The 22,105-nt window shown below is 62.1% G+C and carries 19 protein-coding genes and 1 other RNA gene; 12 read left to right on the top strand and 8 right to left on the bottom strand.

The window, feature by feature from the left end; translation table 11 throughout:
- Positions 1-104: 104 nt before the first annotated feature.
- Together HJB84_RS09165 and HJB84_RS09160 are read left to right on the top strand one after the other, a co-directional pair.
- Positions 105-1,103, top strand: a complete 999-nt coding sequence (locus tag HJB84_RS09165) for a flagellin (RefSeq protein WP_207581093.1) — start codon at positions 105-107, stop codon at positions 1,101-1,103.
- 349 nt (positions 1,104-1,452) lie between these two features.
- Entirely contained in the window at positions 1,453-2,118 is a 666-nt protein-coding gene (locus HJB84_RS09160) for an OmpA family protein (protein WP_003564977.1), read from the top strand.
- A gap of 49 nt (positions 2,119-2,167) precedes the next feature.
- On the opposite strand, the gene HJB84_RS09155 is transcribed toward HJB84_RS09160, so the two are convergent.
- The gene (locus tag HJB84_RS09155; RefSeq protein WP_207581092.1) at positions 2,168-2,575 is read right to left on the bottom strand and encodes a DUF2000 family protein; all 408 of its coding nucleotides are present in this window, start codon (positions 2,573-2,575) and stop codon (positions 2,168-2,170) included.
- 41 nt (positions 2,576-2,616) lie between these two features.
- On the opposite strand from HJB84_RS09155, the gene HJB84_RS09150 reads away from it, so the two are divergent.
- Positions 2,617-3,528 carry an AraC family transcriptional regulator gene (locus HJB84_RS09150; protein WP_207581091.1) on the top strand — a complete coding sequence of 304 codons (912 nt, stop codon included), beginning with the start codon at positions 2,617-2,619 and terminating at the stop codon, positions 3,526-3,528.
- Here the strand turns inward: HJB84_RS09150 and HJB84_RS09145 are convergent.
- Both HJB84_RS09145 and HJB84_RS09140 read right to left on the bottom strand, forming a co-directional pair.
- A complete protein-coding gene (locus HJB84_RS09145; protein WP_221115775.1) occupies positions 3,488-4,582 on the bottom strand; it encodes an AbrB family transcriptional regulator in 1,095 nt (364 codons plus the stop codon). The two genes, HJB84_RS09150 and HJB84_RS09145, sit on opposite strands and share 41 nt — an antisense overlap.
- 255 nt (positions 4,583-4,837) lie before the next feature.
- Entirely contained in the window at positions 4,838-5,740 is a 903-nt protein-coding gene (locus HJB84_RS09140) for a LysR family transcriptional regulator (RefSeq protein ID WP_207581089.1), read from the bottom strand.
- A 92-nt stretch (positions 5,741-5,832) separates the two neighbouring features.
- Between HJB84_RS09140 and HJB84_RS09135 the strand changes: the two genes are divergently transcribed.
- The 3 genes from HJB84_RS09135 (at position 5,833) to HJB84_RS09125 (ending at position 12,466) form a co-directional block, all read left to right on the top strand.
- Positions 5,833-6,867 (top strand): aldo/keto reductase, encoded by a 1,035-nt coding sequence (locus HJB84_RS09135; RefSeq protein WP_221115774.1) that lies wholly within the window; start codon positions 5,833-5,835, stop codon positions 6,865-6,867.
- 268 nt (positions 6,868-7,135) lie between these two features.
- Positions 7,136-8,548 (top strand): FAD-binding oxidoreductase, encoded by a 1,413-nt coding sequence (locus tag HJB84_RS09130; RefSeq protein ID WP_221115773.1) that lies wholly within the window; start codon positions 7,136-7,138, stop codon positions 8,546-8,548.
- A 210-nt stretch (positions 8,549-8,758) separates the two neighbouring features.
- A complete protein-coding gene (locus tag HJB84_RS09125; protein WP_221115772.1) occupies positions 8,759-12,466 on the top strand; it encodes an AsmA-like C-terminal region-containing protein in 3,708 nt (1,235 codons plus the stop codon).
- A 96-nt stretch (positions 12,467-12,562) separates the two neighbouring features.
- Here HJB84_RS09125 and HJB84_RS09120 read toward each other — a convergent pair whose 3' ends face one another.
- The 4 genes from HJB84_RS09120 to ssrA form a co-directional block, all read right to left on the bottom strand.
- Complete coding sequence (locus tag HJB84_RS09120) at positions 12,563-12,781, bottom strand: ribbon-helix-helix domain-containing protein (protein ID WP_221115771.1); 219 nt, start codon at positions 12,779-12,781, stop codon at positions 12,563-12,565.
- A gap of 169 nt (positions 12,782-12,950) precedes the next feature.
- Positions 12,951-13,145, bottom strand: coding sequence for a DUF4169 family protein (locus HJB84_RS09115; protein WP_007630199.1), 195 nt, complete (start codon positions 13,143-13,145; stop codon positions 12,951-12,953).
- Positions 13,146-13,192: 47 nt separating this feature from the next.
- Positions 13,193-13,708 carry an SspB family protein gene (locus HJB84_RS09110; RefSeq protein WP_207581084.1) on the bottom strand — a complete coding sequence of 172 codons (516 nt, stop codon included), beginning with the start codon at positions 13,706-13,708 and terminating at the stop codon, positions 13,193-13,195.
- A gap of 128 nt (positions 13,709-13,836) precedes the next feature.
- Positions 13,837-14,199, bottom strand: a transfer-messenger RNA (tmRNA) gene (gene ssrA / locus HJB84_RS09105).
- A 111-nt stretch (positions 14,200-14,310) separates the two neighbouring features.
- Here ssrA and HJB84_RS09100 point away from each other — a divergent pair.
- The 5 genes from HJB84_RS09100 to HJB84_RS09080 all read left to right on the top strand — a co-directional run bounded on the left by HJB84_RS09100 (position 14,311) and on the right by HJB84_RS09080 (position 19,836).
- Positions 14,311-15,105 (top strand): thymidylate synthase, encoded by a 795-nt coding sequence (locus tag HJB84_RS09100; RefSeq protein ID WP_221115770.1) that lies wholly within the window; start codon positions 14,311-14,313, stop codon positions 15,103-15,105.
- A 13-nt stretch (positions 15,106-15,118) separates the two neighbouring features.
- Positions 15,119-15,637, top strand: coding sequence for a dihydrofolate reductase (locus HJB84_RS09095; protein WP_207581082.1), 519 nt, complete (start codon positions 15,119-15,121; stop codon positions 15,635-15,637).
- Between the two features lie 149 nt (positions 15,638-15,786).
- Positions 15,787-16,875, top strand: coding sequence for an FtsH protease activity modulator HflK (gene hflK, locus HJB84_RS09090; RefSeq protein WP_221115769.1), 1,089 nt, complete (start codon positions 15,787-15,789; stop codon positions 16,873-16,875).
- Between the two features lie 3 nt (positions 16,876-16,878).
- Entirely contained in the window at positions 16,879-17,838 is a 960-nt protein-coding gene (gene hflC / locus HJB84_RS09085; RefSeq protein ID WP_221115768.1) for a protease modulator HflC, read from the top strand.
- 207 nt (positions 17,839-18,045) lie between these two features.
- Positions 18,046-19,836, top strand: coding sequence for a Do family serine endopeptidase (locus HJB84_RS09080; protein ID WP_221115767.1), 1,791 nt, complete (start codon positions 18,046-18,048; stop codon positions 19,834-19,836).
- 306 nt (positions 19,837-20,142) lie between these two features.
- Here HJB84_RS09080 and serB read toward each other — a convergent pair whose 3' ends face one another.
- On the bottom strand, positions 20,143-21,033 hold the full coding sequence (gene serB / locus HJB84_RS09075; protein ID WP_221115766.1) for a phosphoserine phosphatase SerB: 891 nt from the start codon (positions 21,031-21,033) through the stop codon (positions 20,143-20,145).
- Between serB and miaA the strand changes: the two genes are divergently transcribed.
- Complete coding sequence (gene miaA, locus HJB84_RS09070; protein WP_221115765.1) at positions 21,032-21,928, top strand: tRNA (adenosine(37)-N6)-dimethylallyltransferase MiaA; 897 nt, start codon at positions 21,032-21,034, stop codon at positions 21,926-21,928. The two genes, serB and miaA, sit on opposite strands and share 2 nt — an antisense overlap.
- Positions 21,929-22,105 lie beyond the last annotated feature (177 nt).

Below are 22,105 nucleotides of genomic sequence, written 5' to 3'. Positions count from 1 at the left end.
GCAATTCGCTGGAGTTCCAGCGACCCCGGACATGAATGTCCGCGCGGCAACGGTTCATTTCTTGTGTCGTTTGCGTCTGTTTTGCGTTTTGGAGTTTAGTTCCCGTGAGTATTTATCAGCGCGTCTCCGTGGACGCGGCGCTTCATGTGCTGCGCGATATCAACCGGAATATGACGGTCACGCAGAACCACATCACGACCGGCATGCGTGTCGCAAAAGCCGCCGACAATGCCGTCTACTGGTCGGTCGCCACCACCGCGCGCACTGACAACAAGGCGGTTTCGGCGATCCAGGATGCGCTCGGCATGGCGGCTGCGACGATGGGCACAGCCTATACCGGCGTCCAGAACGTCATCGACGTCGTCTCCGAGATCAAAGCCAAGCTGGTTGCCGCAACCGAAGACGGCATCGACAAGAACAAGGTCGATGAAGAGATCAAGCAGTTGCAGGAGCAACTGCGCAGTGTTTCTGAATCAGCAACCTTCAACAGCGACAATTGGGTGATCCTCAACAACGACGCGACGCCGACGCAGCCGCGCCAGATTCCGGCCTCCTTCATCCGCAATGCCGACGGGACGGTCTCCGTCGGCATGCTGAGCTATCATATCGACACGACGCCGGTCGGAGCCACGACCTCCAAGGATGCGCGCTATCTGATCGACGACCGTGCCACCGGTTCTGGTGAATATGGCGTGCTGACCTCGTCCAATTTCGCCACCGAACTCGGCGCCGCACAGAACTACGTGTTGATGACGAGCAAGAACGGCACCACGGCCGGCCAGGTGGTGATCTCGGTGGCAACAGGTATGACGAAAGGCCAGATCGGGCAGATGATCAGCGTTGTCGATGCGGCGCTGACGCAGCTGACGACGGTCGGTTCGGCCTTCGGCGCGCTGGAAAAACGCATCAACCTGCAGAACGACTTTGCCACCAAACTGCACGATAACAACACCGCCGGCATCGGCCGCCTCGTCGATGCCGACATGGAGGAGGAGTCCAGCAAGCTCAAGGCGCTTCAGACGCAGCAGCAGCTCGGCTTGCAATCGCTGAATATCGCAAATGCCACTTATGATACGGTAAGGCAGTTGTTCCAGAATTTCTAAGCGATCGCCCAGCCCGCCATCCTCGTGGTTCGAGACGGCCCCTAAAGCGCGTCGCGATCCTTCGGATTCGCTTCTCGCGCTTTAAGTCTTTGTTTTTATGTATGTCGTTATCCCGGAACCGCTGCACACTTCCGGGCGACATGCATTCGGGCCTTCTTACCGGGCTTATCGTCGCACCTTGCTGCCCGTAAGCGTGGTCGATCTGTCAAAACCGGTGATATCAGCGCATTCCCGCAACATGGCGCCTGTTTCGGCGACTGAAATTCCCTTATCAACAGCACATCTTCATTTTCTTGCCGCAATCCTTGCCATTTGCTCGCATCAGCTTTGAACGGAGACCGACCTGTCCATGATCAAGAAATTCCTACTTCTGGCTGTTGCAGCAAGCTATCTCAGCGCTTGCACGACGACCGATCCCTATACCGGTGAACAGAAGGTTTCCAATACGGCGGGCGGCGCGGCGCTTGGCGCCCTCGGGGGCGCTCTCGTCGGCGTGGCTGTCGGTGGCGGCGGCCACGGCAAGCGCAACGCAGCGCTGATCGGCGCCGGCGTCGGCGCACTCGCCGGCGGCGCGATCGGCAATTACATGGACCAGCAGGAATCCGAGCTTCGCGCCCAGCTCGAAGGCACCGGCATTTCGGTGACCCGCAACGGCGACAACATCATCCTCAACATGCCGTCGAACATCACCTTCGACGTCGACCAGGACGCGGTGAAGCCGGGCTTCTATCCGACGCTGAATTCGGTGGCGATCGTGCTGCGCAAATTCAATCGCACGCTGATCGACGTCAATGGCCATACGGATTCGACCGGCAGCCTGCAACACAATCAGGACCTGTCGCAGCGCCGCGCGCTTTCGGTTGCCGATTACCTCGGCGGCCAGGGAATCGACCAGCGCCGGGTGTCAGCCGTCGGCTTCGGCCCTTCGCAGCCGGTAGCTTCCAATGCGAGCGAGGCCGGCCGCGCCCAGAACCGCCGCGTCGAAATCCAGATCGCGCCGATCACCCAGGGCTGAGTGGGATTTTTCCGTCTTTGAAGCGGCCGGGCCATGCCCGGCCGTTTTGTTATTGCTGCATCGTCGCGCCCTTGGTGATTTTGTCGACGATCTTCTTTTCGGCCCGTATTGCGATGCCGACCACCTTGGCATCGTTGGGCGCAAACTCGGCGAAGACGGCGCGGTTGGCCGCGTCGTGGCCGGTCGCAAACATTTCCTCGATGAACAGCGAGGCGGTGATATCGCGCTCCAGCGCACGGCGGTGGACGGCTGACATCGTCGCCTCGTCAGCGGAGAGAACAATGATCGGCTGGATCGATAGTGGATTGTAGAGATTGCCGGCACGGTCCTTGTAGGGCTCGCCAATGATCTCGGGATGCCCGCCGGCGATGCCGGTCATCAGGAAGGCGGTGACGTTCAGCTTCTGCCAGCCGGCAAGATTGTTTCGCAGGACGACGGCAATTTTGGTATCAAACATCGGACAGTTACCTCTGTATCGGTCATGGAGTATCGGGCCCATTGAGCCAGGATCTACATCCGCAGGCCTTCGAAGGTCTTGAACGTTTGTGCGCAGGACCATCCGGCAACGCCATCCTGGCGGCGCCGGCTTTTCCCGGCATCGAGCGCATCGGGGCGCAATTCTCAGGCAATGCCTTCGAGCCGCACCGTCACGACACCTATGCGCTCGGCGTGACGCTGAAGGGGGTGCAGACCTTCCGCTATCGCGGTGAGCAACGTTTCAGCCTGCCGGGGCAGGTGATCGTGCTGCATCCGGACGAGGAGCATGACGGCGGGGCAGGGACCGAGGACGGGCTGCAATACCGTATGCTCTACCTGGAGCCGTCGTTGCTTCTCGAATGCCTGGAGGCGGATGGGGTCGGCCTGCCTTTCGTCGACGAACCCGTCATCGGCGATCCAGCGCTGGCGGGTGTGCTGCTCGCCGCTCTCAGCGAACTCGACCGCGAACTGGATGAGCTTTTCGTCGACGATTTCCTGTCGCAGGTGGCGGGCGGGCTGTCCCGGCATGCGTCGATGCCGCGCCGGCCGCTCGGCGGCGTTGCCTGGCGGCAGGCGCGGGCGGCGCGGGATTATCTCGAGGCGCATGCAACGCGGCCGGTACGCTCCGGTGAACTCGAGGCGGTGACCGGGCTCGACCGTTTCGCGTTGTCGCGGCATTTCCGGACGGCCTTCGCCACCAGCCCGCATCGCTACCTGCTGATGCGGCGGCTGCAGCAGGCGCGGGCGATGATCGGCGCAGGCGAGGGGATTTCGGATACGGCAGCGGCAACGGGCTTTGCCGACCAGAGCCATCTCAACCGGCATTTCAAGAAGGCCTATGGCATGACGCCTGGCCAGTGGGCAACGCTCGTCCACAACTCTGCGCGGCGCTTTACACGGGGTTTTCCGCAAGGCCTGAACGGCGGGCGATGAAGCGGGCGAGCATCGGGCCGATCATCAGGATCACCAGGAAACGGCCGGTCTGCATCGCCATGACGAAGGGCACGTCGACATCGCTGGAGGCGGCGATAATGGCGACGGAATCGGCGCCGCCGGGGCTGGTGGCGAGATAGGCCGTCAGCGGATCGATGCCGGCGAAAATCTGAAGGGCAGCCGCCATGCAGCCGCAGAGCGCCATCAGCAGGAGGATGCAGGCCGATACCCGCGGCAGGGCGCGCGCCACGTGGTTGATGATCGAACGGGTGAAACGCAGGCCGATGCTCCAGCCGACGAGCGCATAGGCGATGGCAAGCAGCCACATCGGCAGCTCGATCTTCAGGAGGCCCGAGCCCTGCAGAAAGGCGCCGAGAAAGAGCGGCACGATGATCGTGCCGCCCTGGATGCGCAGACGTTTTACGCCATAGGTACAAAAGGCCGCAAAAGCTAACGTCGCCGCAAAGGCCGGCCAGTCGACTTCGGGGAAGAGGACGAGCGGCGGCGGCTCGGCACCGTCGGCCGCCACCCACAGGCGCGAGATCACAGAGGCGCCGACGGCGACGAAGACGACGCGCAGATATTGCATAAAGGCGACGAGGCGGGCGTCGGCGCCATACGCCTCCGACATGATGACCATGGCGGACGCGCCGCCCGGCGAGGAGCCCCAGACGGCAGTCGTTCCCGGCAGGACCTGCCAGCGTGTCAGAAGCCAACCGAGGCTGGTGGCGATGGCGATGACCGAGAAGATGAACAGCAGAAAGAGCGGTGCGTCCTTTGCCATGGTGCCGAGAATGTCTGGCGTAATGGTGCGCGCCATCATGAGGCCGACGAGGACCTGGCCGAGCTGCAGCGGCCAGAAGGGCACATGAAGCTTTCCCTTGCCGACGGCGAGCGCCAGCAAGATCGCTGCGACCATCGGCCCGATCAGCAGCGAGGCAGGCAGGGCGAAGAGTTCGAGGAAGACGGTGAAAGCGAGCGAAAGCGCCAGCAGCAGCGCCCATTTCGGCAGGCCGGTATCGCGCAGCAGGCGGCTTGCGTCGCTGGGTGACATGTTCCCCGTATCTTTCCTGGCCGGTGCCAAGCCCTGAGGCTGAAGGTGGGAGGATGTCCCGGCATGGCAAAGAGCGGCCGGTGGCAAAGACCGCCTAGCGCGGTCCGGTATAGGCGGGTGCGAGGCGGACGGTCAATTGCGAAATCGGGCTTTATCGGCGTCCTGGACTGCGAAATTGATTCATCCGGCCGCTTCAAGCCATTGTTTTTATGCGCGTCGTCGTCGCGAACTGCTGAACGGTTTGGCCGCGATGCATCAGAGACGCACGTGGCTGGCGAGAAAATCGAGTAGCGCGCGCACGCGTGCCGGCAGCGGGCCGCCTTGACCGATATAGAGAGCGTGGAATTCCTCGCGATCGCCGGGATTGAGGTTTTCGAGCACCGGCACCAGCCGGCCGGCATCGATATCGGCGCGCACGGTGAAGGCGGCAAGTCTGGCGAGGCCGGCGCCGGATAGCGCCAGATGCCGCATGGCTTCGCCGTCTCCCACCTGTACGCCCGGCATGATCGGGACAGTTACCGTCTCGCCTCCTTCGCGTAGCGGCCAGCCCTCGACGGCGCGGACGTAGGAAAAGCCGATGCGGCAGTGGCGGTGGAGATCGGTGACCGTGCGTGGCTCGCCGTGATGCCCGAGATAATCCGCCGAGGCAACGATGATCTTGCCGGTGGCGCCGAGCTTGCGGGCGATCAGGCTGGAGTTCTTCAAGGGGCCGGCGCGGATCGCGACGTCGGCGCGTTCCTCCATCAGGTCGACAATCCTGTCGGTATGGGAAATATCCAGCGTCACGGCGGGATGAAGCGCCATGAAGGCTGGAACCAGCGGCGACAGCACATGATAGCCGAACGAGCCGCTGGTGTTAATGCGGATGCGGCCGGCCGCTTCCTCGCCGGTCGAAGCATGGCGTTCCGCCTCGCCGATATCTGCAAGGATGGCGATGCTGCGCTCATAAAAGGCGCAGCCCTCGGGCGTCAGTTGCAGCTTGCGGGTCGAACGATTGACAAGGCGGGCGCCGAGGCGTGCCTCCAGCCGGGCGACGAGCTTGCTGACGGCCGACGGCGTCATGCGGCGGGCCATGGCGGCCGCGGAAAAGCCGCCGCGCTCGACGACACTGACGAAGACTTCCATTTCGCCGGAGCGGTTAATGTCCTGACGGCTCATGATGAATTCAAGTCACAGATGATTTGCTGGAATGCAATCTATATCACCAAGCGGCCAAGGTCTATCCTACAGGAAACGAAGGAGACAGATCCATGGACTACAGAAATCTCGGCGCATCCGGCCTCAGAGTGCCGGTGTTGAGCTTTGGCGCGGGCACATTCGGCGGCAGCGGGCCGCTGTTCGGCGCCTGGGGCAATACCGATGCGGAGGAGGCGCGAAGGCTCGTCGATATCTGCCTCGAAGCCGGCGTCAATCTCTTCGACACGGCCGATGTCTATTCGGCCGGCGCTTCCGAAGAGGTGCTCGGCCAGGCGATCCGCGGCCGGCGCGACGCTGTGCTGATCTCGACGAAGACGGCGCTGCCAACGGGCGAGGGGCCGCAGGACTGGGGAACTTCGCGGGCGCGGTTGATCCGTGCGACGGAAGATGCGTTGTGCCGGCTCGGGACCGACTATATCGACCTCCTGCAGCTTCACGCCTTCGATGCCTCGACGCCGGTCGAGGAGGTGTTATCGACGCTTGACGGGCTCGTGGCATCGGGCAAGATCCGCTATGTCGGGGTTTCGAACTTTTCTGGCTGGGAGCTGATGAAATCGCTTGCCGCCGCCGAGCGCCACGGCCATCCGCGTTATGTCGCCCATCAGGTCTATTATTCGCTGGCGGGCCGCGATTACGAATGGGAGCTGATGCCGCTCGGCGCCGACCAGGGCGTTGGAGCCCTCGTCTGGAGCCCGCTTGCCTGGGGACGGTTGACCGGCAAGATCCGCCGCGGCCAACCGCTGCCGGCGTCAAGCCGGCTGCACGAGACGGCGCAGTATGGCCCGCCGGTCGACGACGAGAAACTGTTCGACATCATCGATGTGCTGGACGCCATCGCAGCCGAGACCGGCCGGACGGTGCCGCAGATCGCCATCAACTGGCTGCTCAGCCGGCCGACGGTATCGAGCGTCATCATTGGCGCCCGCAACGAGGAGCAACTCAGGCAAAACCTCGGTTCGGTCGGCTGGAGCCTGTCCAAGGATCAGATCGAAAGGCTCGACGCCGTCAGCGCTGTAACAGTGCCCTATCCCTATTTCCCCTATCGGCGGCAAGAGGGTTTTGCGCGGCTCAACCCGCCGATCGTCTGAGGCGCCGGAGACGGCGGACTTTGTGTATGGCTACCGGCCTATAACAAAGGGGGAATGAAATCTTCTGCCAATCTTAACTGGACAGCCGCTTTGACTTGCCGCATACCCAGCCTGCTGCATAATTCCTTAAATCGGAATCGATTTAAGGATGAAATTATGCAGCAATTTTAAAGTTCTACAGCGTCCTTTGCACATCTGAAAAGACGCGCGGCGCTGTAGCCTGCGGGACACGATACGGTTTCGGCGGAATGGCAGGGAGATTAAAGGGATGGCGCTGAAGGACGCGAAGGCCGGCACACGCAACGAGGCGGGCATCGCCGCCGTGCTCGGTATTCTCAAGCAGAGCTTCGGCGAGCGCTTCCAGACCGGCCAGTCCTTCCGCGAACAGCATGCCCACACGACCACCTACATCCCGCCGCAGTTGCCCGACGGCGTGCTCTTTGCCGAGAGCGCCGAAGATGTGAAGGCGGCGGTCAGGGCGTGTGCGGCCCACAAGGTGCCGGTGATCGGCTTCGGCGTCGGCACCTCGCTGGAGGGCCAGGTCAATGCCGCCAATGGCGGTATTTCCATCGATTTCAGCCGCATGAACCGCGTGCTCGAGGTCAATCCGGAGGACCTCGACTGCACCGTCGAGCCGGGTGTGACGCGCGAAGCGCTGAACATCCATCTGCGCGATACCGGCCTGTTCTTCCCGATCGATCCCGGCGCCAATGCCTCAATCGGCGGCATGGCGTCGACGCGGGCCTCCGGCACCAATGCCGTGCGCTACGGGACGATGAAGGACAATGTGCTTGCCGTCACCGCGGTCACCGCCAATGGCGAGGAGATCCGCACGGCGCGGCGCGCCCGCAAGTCTTCCGCCGGCTACGATCTGACGCGGCTCTTCGTCGGCGCTGAGGGTACGCTCGGCATCCTGACCTCGGTGACGCTGCGCTTGCAGGCGATTCCGCAGAAGATCGCCGGTGGCGCCTGCGCCTTTCCGAGCGTCAAGGCTGCTTGCGATGCCGTCATCATGACGATCCAGATGGGTATTCCGGTGGCGCGCATCGAGCTGCTCGATACGGTGCAGATGCGGGCCTGCAATGCCTATTCCAAGCTTTCCTATGCCGAAAGCCCAACGCTCTTCCTCGAATTCCACGGCACCGACGAGACGGTGCCGCTTCAATCGGCAGCCTTCGCGGAGATCGCGGCAGAATGTGGCGGGGCCGAATTCCTGTGGACCGCCAATGCCGAGGAGCGGACGAAACTCTGGAAGGCCCGCCACGACGCCTATTGGGCTGCAAGGGCGCTGGCGCCTGGGCTTGCCGCACTTTCGACCGATGTTTGTGTTCCGATATCGAGGCTCGCCGATTGCGTTTCCGAAACGCAGGCGGATATCGAGGAGCACCGGCTGCTGGGACCGATCGTCGGCCATGCCGGCGACGGGAACTTCCATGTGCTGTTGTTGTTCGACGATAGACGCGCCGAAGACATCGTCATGGCCGAGAGTTTCGTGCAGCGGCTCAACCGGCGGGCGCTCGACATGGACGGGACATGCACCGGTGAACACGGGATCGGTCAAGGCAAGATGGCGTTTCTGAAACAGGAACTCGGAGGCGCGGTAGATCTGATGCGACAGGTGAAACAGGCGCTCGATCCGGACGATATCTTCAATCCCGGCAAGATTTTCCACCATGGCTGACCGGAATATTCTCCTGAACTTGGGCCTTCGCCCCGGCATCGACAGCGCTAGGGCATTTCCGTTCTCTGCACTTCGGAAATGCTCTGTCTTTTTGTTTTTCCGCAATTCGCTGAGAACATCACTTCGCGCTTTTCCCGGCAAAACCGCTGTGCACTTTTGCTGTAAGTGCTCTAGTGTCGGCACCAGAATCCCGAATGGAGAATCCTTGAATTGGTAGGCCGGTTCCTCGTCTTTCTGGGGGGAGTGATCGTCGTAGCGCTGTTTGTGGCGCTGCTTGCGCCGCTATTCATCGACTGGACGGATTTCCGCAAGAATTTCGAGGATCAGGCGAGCCGCATCATCGGCAAGAAAGTCACTGTCTACGGGACGGTGGATGCGCGGCTCCTGCCGTTTCCGTCGGTCACGCTGCATGATGTGCGCGTCGGCCAGGAAGCGGACGGCACGCCGATCGTCCAGGTCGAGCAGTTCTCCATGGATGCGGAACTCGCGCCTTTCCTGTCGGGAGAGGCGCTGATCTTCGACATGCGCGTCGTCAATCCGAAGGTGCGCCTGAGATTGCTCAAGGACGGCACGCTCGACTGGATGCGCGGCAGCCGCGCCGAAATACCGGCGAAAACCGTCGTTCTCGAAAACGTGCATGTCAGTGGCGGCGAAGTCGAGTTCATCGATGATCAGTCGGGCCGTTCACGCCGCATCACCGGCTTCAATGCGGAAATGTCGGCCAAGTCGCTGGCCGGCCCCTGGCGCATCGAGGGCGATGCGGCCCTTGACGGCGAGCACGGCAGCTTTTCGATCTCGAGCAGCCAGCCGGACGAGAAGGGCGTGCTGCGCATGCGCACGAAGCTTTCGCCGGACAAGCACCCCGTCAGCATCGATCTCGACGGTGAACTGAAGCTCGTCGACAGCAAGCCGAACTATCAGGGCCAGCTTTCGGCAGCGATTGAAAACCGCAACAGTGCCAAGCCCGCCAACAAGAAAGAGCAGCCGCCGCGCGTCAAGGGCCGCTTCGAGCTCACCAACGAACGCATCCGCATTCCCGAATACCGGATGGAGATCGGCCCAACCGACGATCCCTACGTCATAACCGGCGAGGCGACGCTGGATACCGGCAATGAGCCGGAATTCCTGTTGACCGCCGACGGGCAGCAGATCGATGTCAACCGCATCGGCAATCAGGGTGAGGCCGGCAAGACGACGCGCGACGCGGCGGTTTCGGCACGCCAGCGCCTTAATTCGCTGATCGATGTCATCGGCCAGGTGCCGATTCCGCAGGTGCCGGGCAAGGCGAGTGTCAAGCTGCCGGCGATCGTCGCCGGCGATACGACGCTGCGCGACGTGCAACTGGAGTTGGAGCCGGCCGGTACCGGCTGGATGATCGACAGCGCCAGCGGTACGCTGCCGGGGCGTACGCAGGTGGAAGGCAAGGGCAAGCTGCTGCTTCAGGGCGACGCCTCGTTCAACGGCCAGATCGTGGTGGCCTCCAGCCAGCCGACGGGACTTGCCTCCTGGCTTGCCGGCTCGGTCGATCCGGCCATCCGGCAATTGCGGCAGGCGGGCTTTTCCGCCAATGTCAGCCTGACACATGAATTGCAGCGGTTCGAAAATCTTGAAATCGCCATCGGGCCGGCGACCCTGAAGGGCCGGCTGGAGCGGCAGGCGCTTTCCGGCCAGACGCCGACGCTGTCGGTGGCGCTGAACGGTGATACGCTCGATCTCGATGCGCTGCAGGCGCTGAGCGGGCTGATGACTGGCCAGGATGCCGGCGACAACGTGCTGGACCACAAGATTGCCGCCCAGCTCAAGGCCGATAAGTTCACCGCCTTCGGCGTCGATGCCGAAAATGTCGAGACCACCTTCACGATCGCCGACGGCGCGCTTGCCGTCGACCGGCTGTCGATCAAGAACATCGCCGGCGCCGAGCTGACGGCGACCGGCAGGGCGGAAGGCTCGCTGCTCGACTACAAGGGCGCGGGCGAGATCACCTTCAAATCGGCTGATCCCGGCGGCTTCTTCACCATGCTGCGCGAGCACCTGCCGCATCACCCGGTGCTCGACCGGCTGGTGCGCAATGCCGGTTGGTACGGCAATACGGCGCTGCGCGGCGCGCTGACGCTCGGCGGTGATGAAGGCAACGCCCTGACGGTAACGCTGGCGGGCGTCTCGAATGGCAGCCGCGTCAATCTCGACTACCGCATGTCCGATCTCCTGGCGCTGACCGGCAACGGCACGACGAGCCTCGAAACGACGCTCGAAAACGCCGTGCCGTCCGTCTTGTTCGGCCAGGCCGGGCTCGATCCGCTGCCGGTCGATGTCGGCGCCAATGGCCGCCTGACACTGAAGGTGAAGGCATCGGGCAACGATCCTGCCGATGCGGCGCTGACCTTTGCGACCGACCGGACCTCGTTCACCGCCAATGGTAAGGTCGATGTCCGGCCGGAGACTTTCATGAACGGCCAGATCGTGCTTTCGCTCGACAGCGCCGACATCGACCCCTACCTCATCATGAACGGGATCGCCCTGCCGCAGACGGGAACCGGGCTGCCGTTCGGCCTGCAGGTCAATGCCGCCGTCGATAGCGACAAGATCGTCTTTTCCGATCTCAAGGGCCATGCGGCCGACAACGAGTTTTCAGGCGCGCTAAGCTTTGACCGGAAGGCTGCGAAGACGACCGCGTCCGGCGAGCTGAGGCTCTCCAAGGCTGATGCCGGCTGGCTCGGCGAGGCGGTGTTCGGCCAGATCGTCGATCCCGCCAATGGCGCGCTGACGACGGCGCCGCTCGGGTTGCCCGTCTTCAAGGATCTCGACGTCAATGTGAAGCTGACGGCCAAGCAGTTCTGGCCCGGTCTGCCGGAAACGGAGGTCACCGACTTTACCAGCAACGTCGCCTACAAGGGAGACGAGCTGCAGCTCAATGACATGGCCGGCAACTTGGATGGCGGAAAGCTCTCCGGCAATCTGCTGTTCACCAATGCCGATGGTACCGGCTTCCTGCAGACGAAGCTTGCACTTGCCGATTCCGATCTTGCCGGCGTCGTCTGGTTGCGCGACGGCGCGCCGATCGCCAACGGCAAATTCGGATTGTCGCTGTCGATGGAAGCCTCGGGCAAGACGATCGGCGAGATTGCCAGTTCGCTCAACGGTTCGGGCGAACTGAGGCTCGGCGAAACCAGCATACGTGGGCTGAACCTTGCCATCCTTCCACCGCTGCTTGCTGCGACCGACACCATGCAGGAGCAGATCAATGCCGGCAAGGTGCATCCTATCGTCGAGACGCTGCTCAGCAACGGAGAGGCGAAGCTGCCGCCACTCGGCATCCCCTTCAATATCACCGATGGGACATTGCGCGTGCAGAACGTCACCGTCGCCAACGATCTGGCCCGCATCACCGCCGATGCGCAGATCGCGCTGCCGGAGGAGCGGATCACCGCGACGCTGGGCGTCGGGCTCAATCCGGGCACGGAAGCGCTGTCCGGCGCCGAGCCGGCGCTCAGGCTGAATTTTTCCGGCATGCTGCCGTCGCCCGGCAAGACGATGGATGTGACCGATATCACCAGCTATCTGTCGCTACGCGCTTTTGAGCGCGAGCGCCGGCGCGTCGAGCGGCTACAAGCGATCGTGCTCGAAAAGCAGCGGCTGCGGCGCGAGGCAGCACTCTACCGGTTCAATGACGCCGAGCGCGTCAAGGCGGCTGAGATCGAGCAACAACGGCAGGCGGAGGAAGAGCGACTGCGCGCATTGGCGCAGGCAGCGGCGGCGCAAAAGGCTGCTGCCGAGGCTGAGGCTGCACGCACGGCGGAAGCCAAAGCCAAGGCGGATGCGCAGGCGAGGGCTGCCGCCGAGGCGGAAGCGGCGCGGCGCAGCGGGCCGCTGCCCGGTTCGCTCAATTTCGACCAGGTGCCAGGCGTTCAGGCGCAATGAAAATGCATGGGATTTGATTACAGCTCGCGGCTACAGCGCCGCGCGTCTGAAAGACGCGCAAAGGACGCTGTAACGCTTTCGATTCCGATTTAAGAACTATGCAGTAGCGCCGGCTTTCGCCCAAGCGAGCACATACAGCCGGAGCGCCGAGGACAGGTTGCTGTCTGGCGGCCGATGATCATCGATCTCCGAAATCAGCGCGGCGAGCGGTATAGAGCGGCTTGCGGCGATCGTCTTCAGCTCGGCCCAGAATTCATCCTCCAGCGAGAAACTGGTGCGGTGGCCGTGTAATGTCGCCGAATGCTTGCGGATCATGAAGCGGCTTTACATCTTGATGGGATTGTCAGATCGATTCATGCAAACCGCATAAGTGGCTGATCTCAATGCAGGTCGCCCGGAAGTGTGCAGCAGTTGCGGGACAACGACATGCACAAGACAAAACTTTCAGAGCCCACTCCGGCTGTTCAAGCTTTGCATGAAACCGTCACGCGCCATCGTCATCCGTCTCGATCCGGCCGTCTCGATGCGCCCTGTCAGCCTTTTCGTTCAGGCTGCGGGTGAGCTGCTTTTCGGCCTTGGTGCGGCCGAAGGAAATACGGTTCTGTTCGGCCTGCGTCTCCTTTTCGGAGCGGGCCTGCTTCTTGCGGAATTGGCGCAGATTGACGATTTCGGCACTCATGCGGGGCCTTAATCCTTATGAAAAAGGGAGGCTTGGCCTCCCTTCAATCACTGCTTCTTGCGGAAGGAGTCGAGCGAGACGACCGAACCCGGTTTCTTCTCTTCGCCATCGGCAGGTTTTGCTCCTGCGGCCTCATCCGACTTTCCTGCCGCGTCGACTGGATAGGCGGTGATTTCACCGGACGGCAATTCCTCGCCATCGGCGAGCGGAACGTCGAATTCGAGCTCGAAATTGACGGAGGGATCGTAAAAGCCGCGGATCGCATTGAACGGGATGACCAGCTTTTCTGGAACGTCGGAGAAGGAAAGGCCGATCTCGAAATGCGTCTCGGTGATCTTCAACTCCCAAAACTGATGCTGGATGACGATGGTCATCTGCTCGGGATATTTCGACTTCAGGTGCTGGGAAATGCGTACGCCGGTGGCACCGGTGAGGAAGGTGATGAAGAAGTGATGGTCGCCCGGCAGGCGGCCCGTCGCTCCGACTTCCGCCAAAACCTTGCGGATGACGCCGCGAAGTGCATCCTGTGCCAGAATGTCGTAGCGGATATGATCCTGCCCCATGCTTTTCCTGTCTTTCGTCGGTTCGGAAGTCTTTTCACAAGGTTATATGCCACGTCCAGGCGCCTTGGGAAAGACCGGAGCCGAGTCACGTTTTTAAGCAGCATACATGATTTCGGCGGCAGGGAGAAGGTGAAGGCTTCTGTTGCCAGGTGCCTTCGGACCCCGCCTAGAGGTGCGAACCACTAGGACTTTGATTGAAGTGTCACACCGCGATTAAGCAGCGAGACGAGCTTCCGCATAGTTGTCGTTTGCAACTACAATTTTAGCCCGATAACGGCGGTACAATGCCGAGCAAAAAGACGATCTTTACACCCTTGTCGATCCTGTTTCGCCCCCATCAAAAGCCGGCCTTCGAGGCCGCCGGTTTTTGGTGGAGGCGCCGGGTACCGCCCCCGGGTCCAATAGGCTTATTACACCGCTCATTTATCGCCATAGCCAGCCCGAAAGCTAGCACGGGTGATATAGTGGTTTCCTCAGCCGATGGAAAGGGCAAACGTCATAAAAGCGTTATGCGATCCATCAGAAATATTGGGAAAATGCCTGCCGGCGATTGGTTTCCTGCTGCTAGAGGCTTAAATTAACGCAAACGGAATCAGCGCAACATGAAGCAATATCTCGATCTCCTGACCCATGTGATGGAAAAGGGCTCCGACCGGGGCGACCGCACCGGCACCGGCACGCGCTCGGTCTTCGGCTATCAGATGCGCTTCGATCTCGAAGAGGGCTTTCCCGTCCTCACGACGAAAAAGCTGCATCTGCGCTCGATCATCCACGAGCTCCTCTGGTTCCTGAAGGGCGAGACGAACATCCGCTATCTCAAGAAGAACGGCGTTTCTATCTGGGACGAGTGGGCTGACGAAAACGGCGATCTCGGGCCGGTCTACGGCGCCCAGTGGCGCTCTTGGCCAGCGCCGGATGGCGGCCATATCGACCAGATCGCCAACCTCGTCAAAGGTATCGTCAACAACCCGAATTCGCGCCGCCACATCGTCTCGGCCTGGAATCCGGCCGAGGTCGACGAGATGGCGCTGCCGCCCTGCCATTGTCTATTTCAGTTCTATGTCGCCGAAGGCAAGCTTTCCTGCCAGCTCTATCAGCGCTCGGCCGACATTTTCCTCGGTGTGCCGTTCAACATCGCCTCCTATGCGCTTTTGACGATGATGGTGGCTCAGGTGACCGGGTTGAAGCCCGGCGATTTCGTTCACACGCTTGGCGACGCCCATCTCTATCACAATCATTTCGACCAGGCGAAGCTGCAGCTGGCGCGCCGGCCGAAGCCGCTGCCTTTCCTGCGCATCAACCCCGATGTAAGGGACATCTTCGGCTTCACCTTCGACGATTTCGAGCTGATCGGCTACGAGGCCGATGCCAGCATCAAGGCGCCGATCGCGGTCTGATCCGGGATATTTCATGGCTGACATCCGCAAGACCATTATCGTCGCCGTTGCGCGCAACGGCATCATCGGCCGCGACGGCGACATGCCTTGGCGGCTTTCGAGCGATCTCAAGCGCTTCAAGGCGCTGACATTGGGCAAGCCGGTCGTGATGGGCCGCAAGACCTACGATTCAATCGGCAAGCCGCTGCCGGGGCGGCCGAATGTCGTCATCTCGCGGCAGGTGGCGATCGACCATGCTGATGTCTCCATGGCGCATTCGCTGCCGGAGGCGATGACGGCGGCCGAAAGGCTGGCCATCGAAACGGGCGTCGACGAGATCTGCATTATCGGCGGCGGGCAGGTTTACGCCCAGGCGATCGGCCTTGCAGACCGGATGTGCATCACCCATGTCGAGGCCGACCTCGATGGGGACGCTTCGTTCCCCGCGATCGATCCCGACATCTGGCGTGCAGGGGAGTCTATCGCGGTTCCGGCCGGCGAGAAGGACAGTCACCCCACGCGCTTCGTCGTCTATGAACGCCGACACGGCTGAAAATGAACTATTTTCCATTTAAATTGACCAAGTTCCTCACGTTGCGTTGAAAGCGGATGCGGCGATACCTATAACGGTCACCAACGCATCCACCGGTCAGCCCCCACGGTTCCGGATGCGTGGAAGACTTAACGAACAACGAGGTTTTGATGCCCTGGAGCAATCAGAATGGCGGCGGCGGCCCTTGGGGCGGCGGCGGCGGTAATAATAATCAGGGACCATGGGGCCAGGGGCCGAACCGCCCGCGCGGCGGTGGCAGCGGCAAGGGCGGACCGCCCGATCTGGAAGATATCATCCGGCGCGGCCAGGACCAGCTGCGCAACATCATTCCCGGCGGTTTCAACGGCGGCGTCGCGGTGATCGTCGCGGCGATCGTCGCAGTCGTCTGGCTGATCCAGTGCGTCTACGTGGTGCAGCCGGATGAGCGCGGCGTCGAACTGCGGTTCGGCAAGCCGAAGGACGAGATCTCGATGCCCGGCCTGCATTTTCATCTGTGGCCGATGGACTCCGTCGAGACCGTCAAGGTGACCGTGCAACAGCTGAATATCGGGGCGACCTCGGCATCGTCTTCAAACGGCCTGATGCTGTCTAGTGACAAGAGCGTCATCAACGTGCAGTTCGCCGTGTTCTACACGGTCAGTGATCCGAAGGCCTATCTCTTCAACGTCGAAAATCCGGCAGAGACCCTGCAGCAGGTTTCCGACAGCGCCATGCGCGAAATCGTCGGACGGCGTCCGGCGCAGGACGCCTTCCGCAGCAATCGACAGCCGATCGAAGTGGACGTGCTCAATATCCTGCAAGATACGATGAACCGCTACGGCGCAGGCGTGACCGTCACCGGCGTGACGATCCAGAACGTGGCGCCGCCGCGCGAAGTCGCCGATGCTTTCGAAGAAGTGCAGCGTGCCGGTCGCGACCGCGACAGCACGATCGAAGAGGCCAATCGCTACACCAACCAGAAGCTCGGCCAGGCGCGAGGCGATGCGGCGCGAATCCGTGAAGATGCAGCCGCCTACAAGGACCGCGTCGTGAAGGAGGCGGAAGGTGAGGCGCAGCGCTTCACTGCGATCAACGACGAATATGCGAAGGCTCCCGAAGTGACCCGCAAGCGGCTGTTCATCGAAACGATGGAGCAGGTACTGAAGAATTCGAAGAAGGTCATTATCGACGAGAAGCAGGGCGTGCTGCCCTATCTGCCGCTCAATGAGCTCGGCAAGCCGGCGCAGCAGGGAGGTTGAGCCATGATATCGAACAGACTTCCCATCATACTCCTCATCCTCGCCATCGTTCTGGTCGGGCTCTATTCGTCCATCTTCGTGGTGAATGCACGCGAGCAGGCGATCGTCGTCCGCTTCGGCCAGATCCAGTCGGTCAAGACCGAGCCCGGCATCTATTTCAAGCTGCCCTTCGGCTTCATGGATGCCGACCGCGTTCAACTGGTCGAAAAGCAGGCATTGAGGCTCGATCTCGACAATATCCGCGTTCAGGTCCAGGACGGTCAAACCTTCGACGTCGACGCCTTCGTGATCTATAACATCTCGGATGTTCGCCGCTTCCGCGAAACGGTCTCGGGCGATCGCGAGGCCGCAGAAGCGCGGTTGAGGGCGCAGCTCGATTCATCGCTTCGCCGCGTCTACGGTCTGCGCGATTATAATGCCGCGCTCTCGGAAGAGCGTGTCGCGATGATGCTGGAGATTCGCGACGACCTGCGAACCGATGCCGAAAATCTCGGCCTGCATATCGACGATGTTCGCATCCGCCGCACCGACCTTTCGCCTGAGGTTGCGCCCAACACCTATAACGCCATGCGCTCGGAACGCCTGGCCGAGGCCGAGCGTATCCGTGCCGAGGGTAATGAAGAAGGCCAGCGGCGCCGAGCCATCGCCGACCGCCAGGTTGTCGAGTTCACCGCGGGCGCCCAGCGCGATGCGGAAATCCTGCGCGGTCAGGGCGACGCGGAACGCAACCGCGTCTTCGCCGACGCCTTCAGCAAGGATCCTGGTTTCTTCGAGTTCTATCGCTCGATGGCGGCCTATTCCTCCGCGCTCTCGTCGCAGGACACGACATTGGTGTTGTCGCCCAATTCGGAATTCTTCCGCTATTTCGACAATGCCGCCGGCACCCTGCGAACGCCGACAAATCCGGCGGCGGCAATTCCCGGCGCGGCTGCTCCCGCAGCACCCGCGCAGCCGGCGAACTGACGCCAAAGGATGCCATTCGCATCCTGACAATCCTGGAAGGGCCGGCCCGAGTGCCGGCCCTTTTTTCGTGGAAAGGTCGAGATAATCAGGCTTTTGCGAGGGCGCATCATATTGCTCGGGGATTTCGCGAAAAGGTGATTTCACCCTCCATCATTCCGCCTTATGCTGGTGCTCAATGTGCGCATTTACCGCTTATGAGGATGCTTGATGGCCCCCACGACTCGCTCGCCCTTCAGACGAACGCTCGCGCTTATGGCCAGCGCTGCAATTCTTGCGCATGCCGGCATGAACGGGGCCGCCTATGCGCAAACCGCGCCTGAGACGACAGCGCCTGGGGTTGTTGCACCCGCTCCTTCTACTCCGGAAACGGCCGCTCCTGCACCTACGCCGCCTGCACCCTCCGCACCGCAGCAGGCCGCACCGATGCAGGCCTCACCAATTCAGGCCCCAGCAATTCAGGCCCCAGCAATTCAGGCCCCAGCAATTCAGCCCGGAGTGCCCAACAGTGGTCCGGCTTCGGTTGCCGATCTCGCCGAGGGGCTGCTCGACGCCGTGGTCAACATCTCGACCTCGCAGAATGTGAAGGACGACGAGGGCGCAGGCCCGGCGCCGCGGGCGCCCGACGGCTCGCCGTTCCAGGAATTCTTCAACGATTTCTTCAACAAGCAGCAGGGCAACAAGGGCCCGAACCATAATGTCAGCTCGCTCGGCTCCGGCTTCGTCATCGATCCGGCCGGCTATATCGTCACCAACAACCATGTGATCGAGGGTGCCGACGACATCGAGATCAATTTTGCCAATGGTTCGAAGCTCAAGGCGAAGCTGATCGGCACGGATACGAAGACCGATCTTTCGGTGCTGAAGGTCGAGCCGAAGGCACCGCTGAAATCGGTGAAATTCGGCGATTCCAGCACGATGCGCATCGGCGACTGGGTGATGGCGATCGGCAATCCGTTCGGCTTCGGCGGCTCGGTGACGGTGGGCATCATTTCCGGGCGCGGCCGCAACATCAATGCCGGCCCCTACGATAACTTCATCCAGACGGATGCGGCGATCAATAAGGGCAATTCCGGAGGGCCGCTCTTTAACATGAAGGGTGAGGTGATCGGCATCAACACCGCGATCATTTCGCCGAGCGGCGGCTCGATTGGTATCGGCTTCTCGGTACCCTCCGAGCTTGCCTCAGGCGTCGTCGACCAATTACGCGAATATGGTGAGACGCGGCGCGGCTGGCTCGGCGTGCGCATTCAGCCGGTGACCGACGATATCGCCGACAGCCTCGGGCTCGACACCGCCAAGGGCGCGCTGGTCGCCGGGGTCATCAAGGGCGGCCCCGTCGACGATGGTTCGATCAAGGCTGGCGATGTCATCTTGAAATTCGACGGCAAGACCGTCAGCGAAATGCGCGATCTGCCGCGCGTTGTGGCGGAAAGCACGGTCGGCAAGGAAGTCGACGTGGTGGTGCTGCGCGACGGCAAGGAACAGACCGTCAAGGTCAAACTTGGCCGGCTCGAGGACAGCGATCAGGCGGCAGCATCCGACGATGCGGCGCCCGATGGTTCACAGGATGACGGGGTGATTACGCCTGATCCCGGCGAGAACAACGACATGGACCAGCCGGATTCCGACGATCAGGCGCAGCCCACACCGGGCAAGCCCGACCATCACCAGGGCCAGGTGTCGCCGGATGCGGCAACGCCGAAGAACGTGCTCGGGCTGTCGCTGTCGCTTTTGAGTGCCGAAACGCGCAAGGCTTTCGGCATCGCCGAGAGCGTCGACGGTGTCGTCGTGACGGAGGTGACGCCCGGTTCGGCCTCGGCCGAAAAGGGGTTAAAGCCAGGCGATGTGATCGTCGAGGTGGCGCAGGAGTTCATGAAGTCGCCGGATGCGGTCGCCGCCAAAGTGCAGGCGTTGAAACAGGAGGGCCGCCGCAACGCCCAGTTGATGATCGCATCGGCAAACGGCGATCTGCGGTTTGTGGCGGTGCCGATGGAGTAAGGGGACGGCGGCGGTGACCGTCTCGCTGCCGTGGCCTCGACTTCCTTCATTGACAAGCACTGGAATGAGCGAGGAGAGGGCGTGCCGTGCGGTACCCCCTCTGCCCTGCCGGGCATCTCCCCCACAAGGGGGGGAGATCGGATATGGCCTGCGCCTCCTATCTATCGTTTTGCCGTGCTGGACGTTAATTGTTTGGGGAAGCCAGTGCGCCCAGCCGATCTCCCCACCTGTGGGGGAGATGTTCGGCAGGGCAGAGGGGCGGCCACAGTCACACGGGTGAAGGCGGAGAAGTGTGTGTCGCGTGGTTTACGCGGTCACAAAATCCGTCTTCCTATAGCCCTGGATGTAGAGCAGCGCGGTCAGGTCGCCGTGGTCGATGCGCATTTTGGCTTCTGCGGCAACGGCGGGCTTGGCGTGGAGGGCGACGCCGGCGCCGGCGAGGTGCAGCATGCCGAGGTCGTTGGCGCCGTCGCCGACGGCGATTGCTTCTTCCGGCGAAATGCCAAGGCTTGCCGAAATCTCGTTCAGTGCATCGACCTTCGCCTGCTTACCGAGGATCGGTTCGGCGACAAAGCCGGAGAGGATGCCGCCGTCTTCGAGCAGCGTGTTGGCGCGGTTCTCATCGAAGCCGAGAGCGGCGGCGATGCGGCTGGTGAAGACGGTGAAGCCACCGGAGACGAGGGCGGTGTAGTGACCTTTCGACTTCATGGTGGCGATCAGTTCCGGGCCGCCCGCCGTCAGCGTGATGCGCTTGGCGATCACTTCGTCGACGACCGATATCGGCAGGCCCTTCAACAGGGCGACGCGTTCGCGCAAAGCGGGCTCGAAGGTGATCTCTCCGTTCATGGCGCGGGCGGTGATGGTCGCGACCTTCTCCTTCAGGCCAACTTCGGCGGCAAGTTCGTCGATGCATTCCTGGCCGATCATGGTCGAATCCATGTCGGCGATCAGCAGCTTCTTGCGGCGGCTTTCCTGCTCCTGGATGACGAGGTCGATCGGCGCGCCTGATAGGACTGCAAGAATATTGGCCTCGGTCGCTTGCGCATCCATGCCGTCACGCAGCGCGATGTCGCAGGCGATGCCGTCGGCCAGCCAGTAGAGGCCGGCAGCGTTCACCGCCTCGGCCGCCTTTTCGGCAATTGCGGGTGTCAGCACGGGATTTGACGGATTGGCAACAAGCGTGGCAACGAGGGCCATGATGGAAAACCTTCTGAGCACAGTGAACGCGATCCTGATAACCGGGCCGACCGCCAGCGGCAAGTCCGCTCTCGCCGTCGAACTGGCAAAGCGCCATCGCGGCGCGGTCGTCAACGCCGATAGCATGCAGGTCTATGACACGCTGCAGGTGCTGACCGCGCGCCCGTCGGAAGAGGAGATGCAGGGTGTGCCGCATCATCTCTACGGCCATGTGCCGGCGGGTTCCGGTTATTCCACTGGCGCCTGGCTGCGCGATGTCGCGGTGCTGCTGCCGGCGCTCAGAGCTGCCGGCCGGCTGCCGGTCTTCGTCGGCGGCACCGGGCTCTATTTCAAAGCGCTGACCGGCGGCCTCGCCGATATGCCCGAGATACCGGAGGCGTTACGGGAGGAATTCAGGGCGCGGCTGCTGGAGGAGGGGCCGGAGGGGCTTCATGCAGAGCTTGCCGAGGCCGATCCCGCCATGGCGGCAAGCCTCAACCGCCAGGACGGGCAGCGCATCGTCCGGGCGCTTGAAGTGGTCAAGGCGACGGGACGGTCGATCGCCGAATTCCAGGGCCGGTCCGGACCAGTGGTGATCGACGCTGCCCAGGCTCGCAAGATCGTCGTGCTGCCGGACCGGGCGGTGCTGCATGAGCGCATCAACGGTCGTTTCGAAAAGATGCTGCGGCAGGGCGCGGAGGACGAGGTGAAGACGCTGGTGGCGCTTGGTCTGCCGGCCGAGGCCCCTGTGATGAAGGCAATCGGCGTGCCGCAGATTGCGGCGATGCTGAAGGGCCAGATGACGCGCGACGAGGTGCTGGAGAAGGGGGCTGCGGCAACGCGGCAATATGCCAAGCGGCAAATGACCTGGTTCCGCAACCAGATGGGCGGCAGCTGGGAACGGATGACGGTTTAGGTGAGGCGGCGAAGTCGTTCGGCTGTCGCACTTGTGCTGGGTATTGGGCAAAATCCACTTTCATTCTGTGCGGTTGTTCGTGACCATAAGAGCCCGCCTTCGTCGACGGCTCCCGGTCGGTCTCGATCAGGCATATGGTAACCGGGTACTTTGCGATCGCAGGAGATCTGATAAGTG

Origin of the sequence: Rhizobium sp. NZLR1b (genome assembly GCF_019685155.1) — a bacterium.
Taxonomy (GTDB): domain Bacteria; phylum Pseudomonadota; class Alphaproteobacteria; order Rhizobiales; family Rhizobiaceae; genus Rhizobium.
Note: the sequence above shows the minus strand (reverse complement) of the source record. Positions and strands in the feature narration are given on the sequence as shown.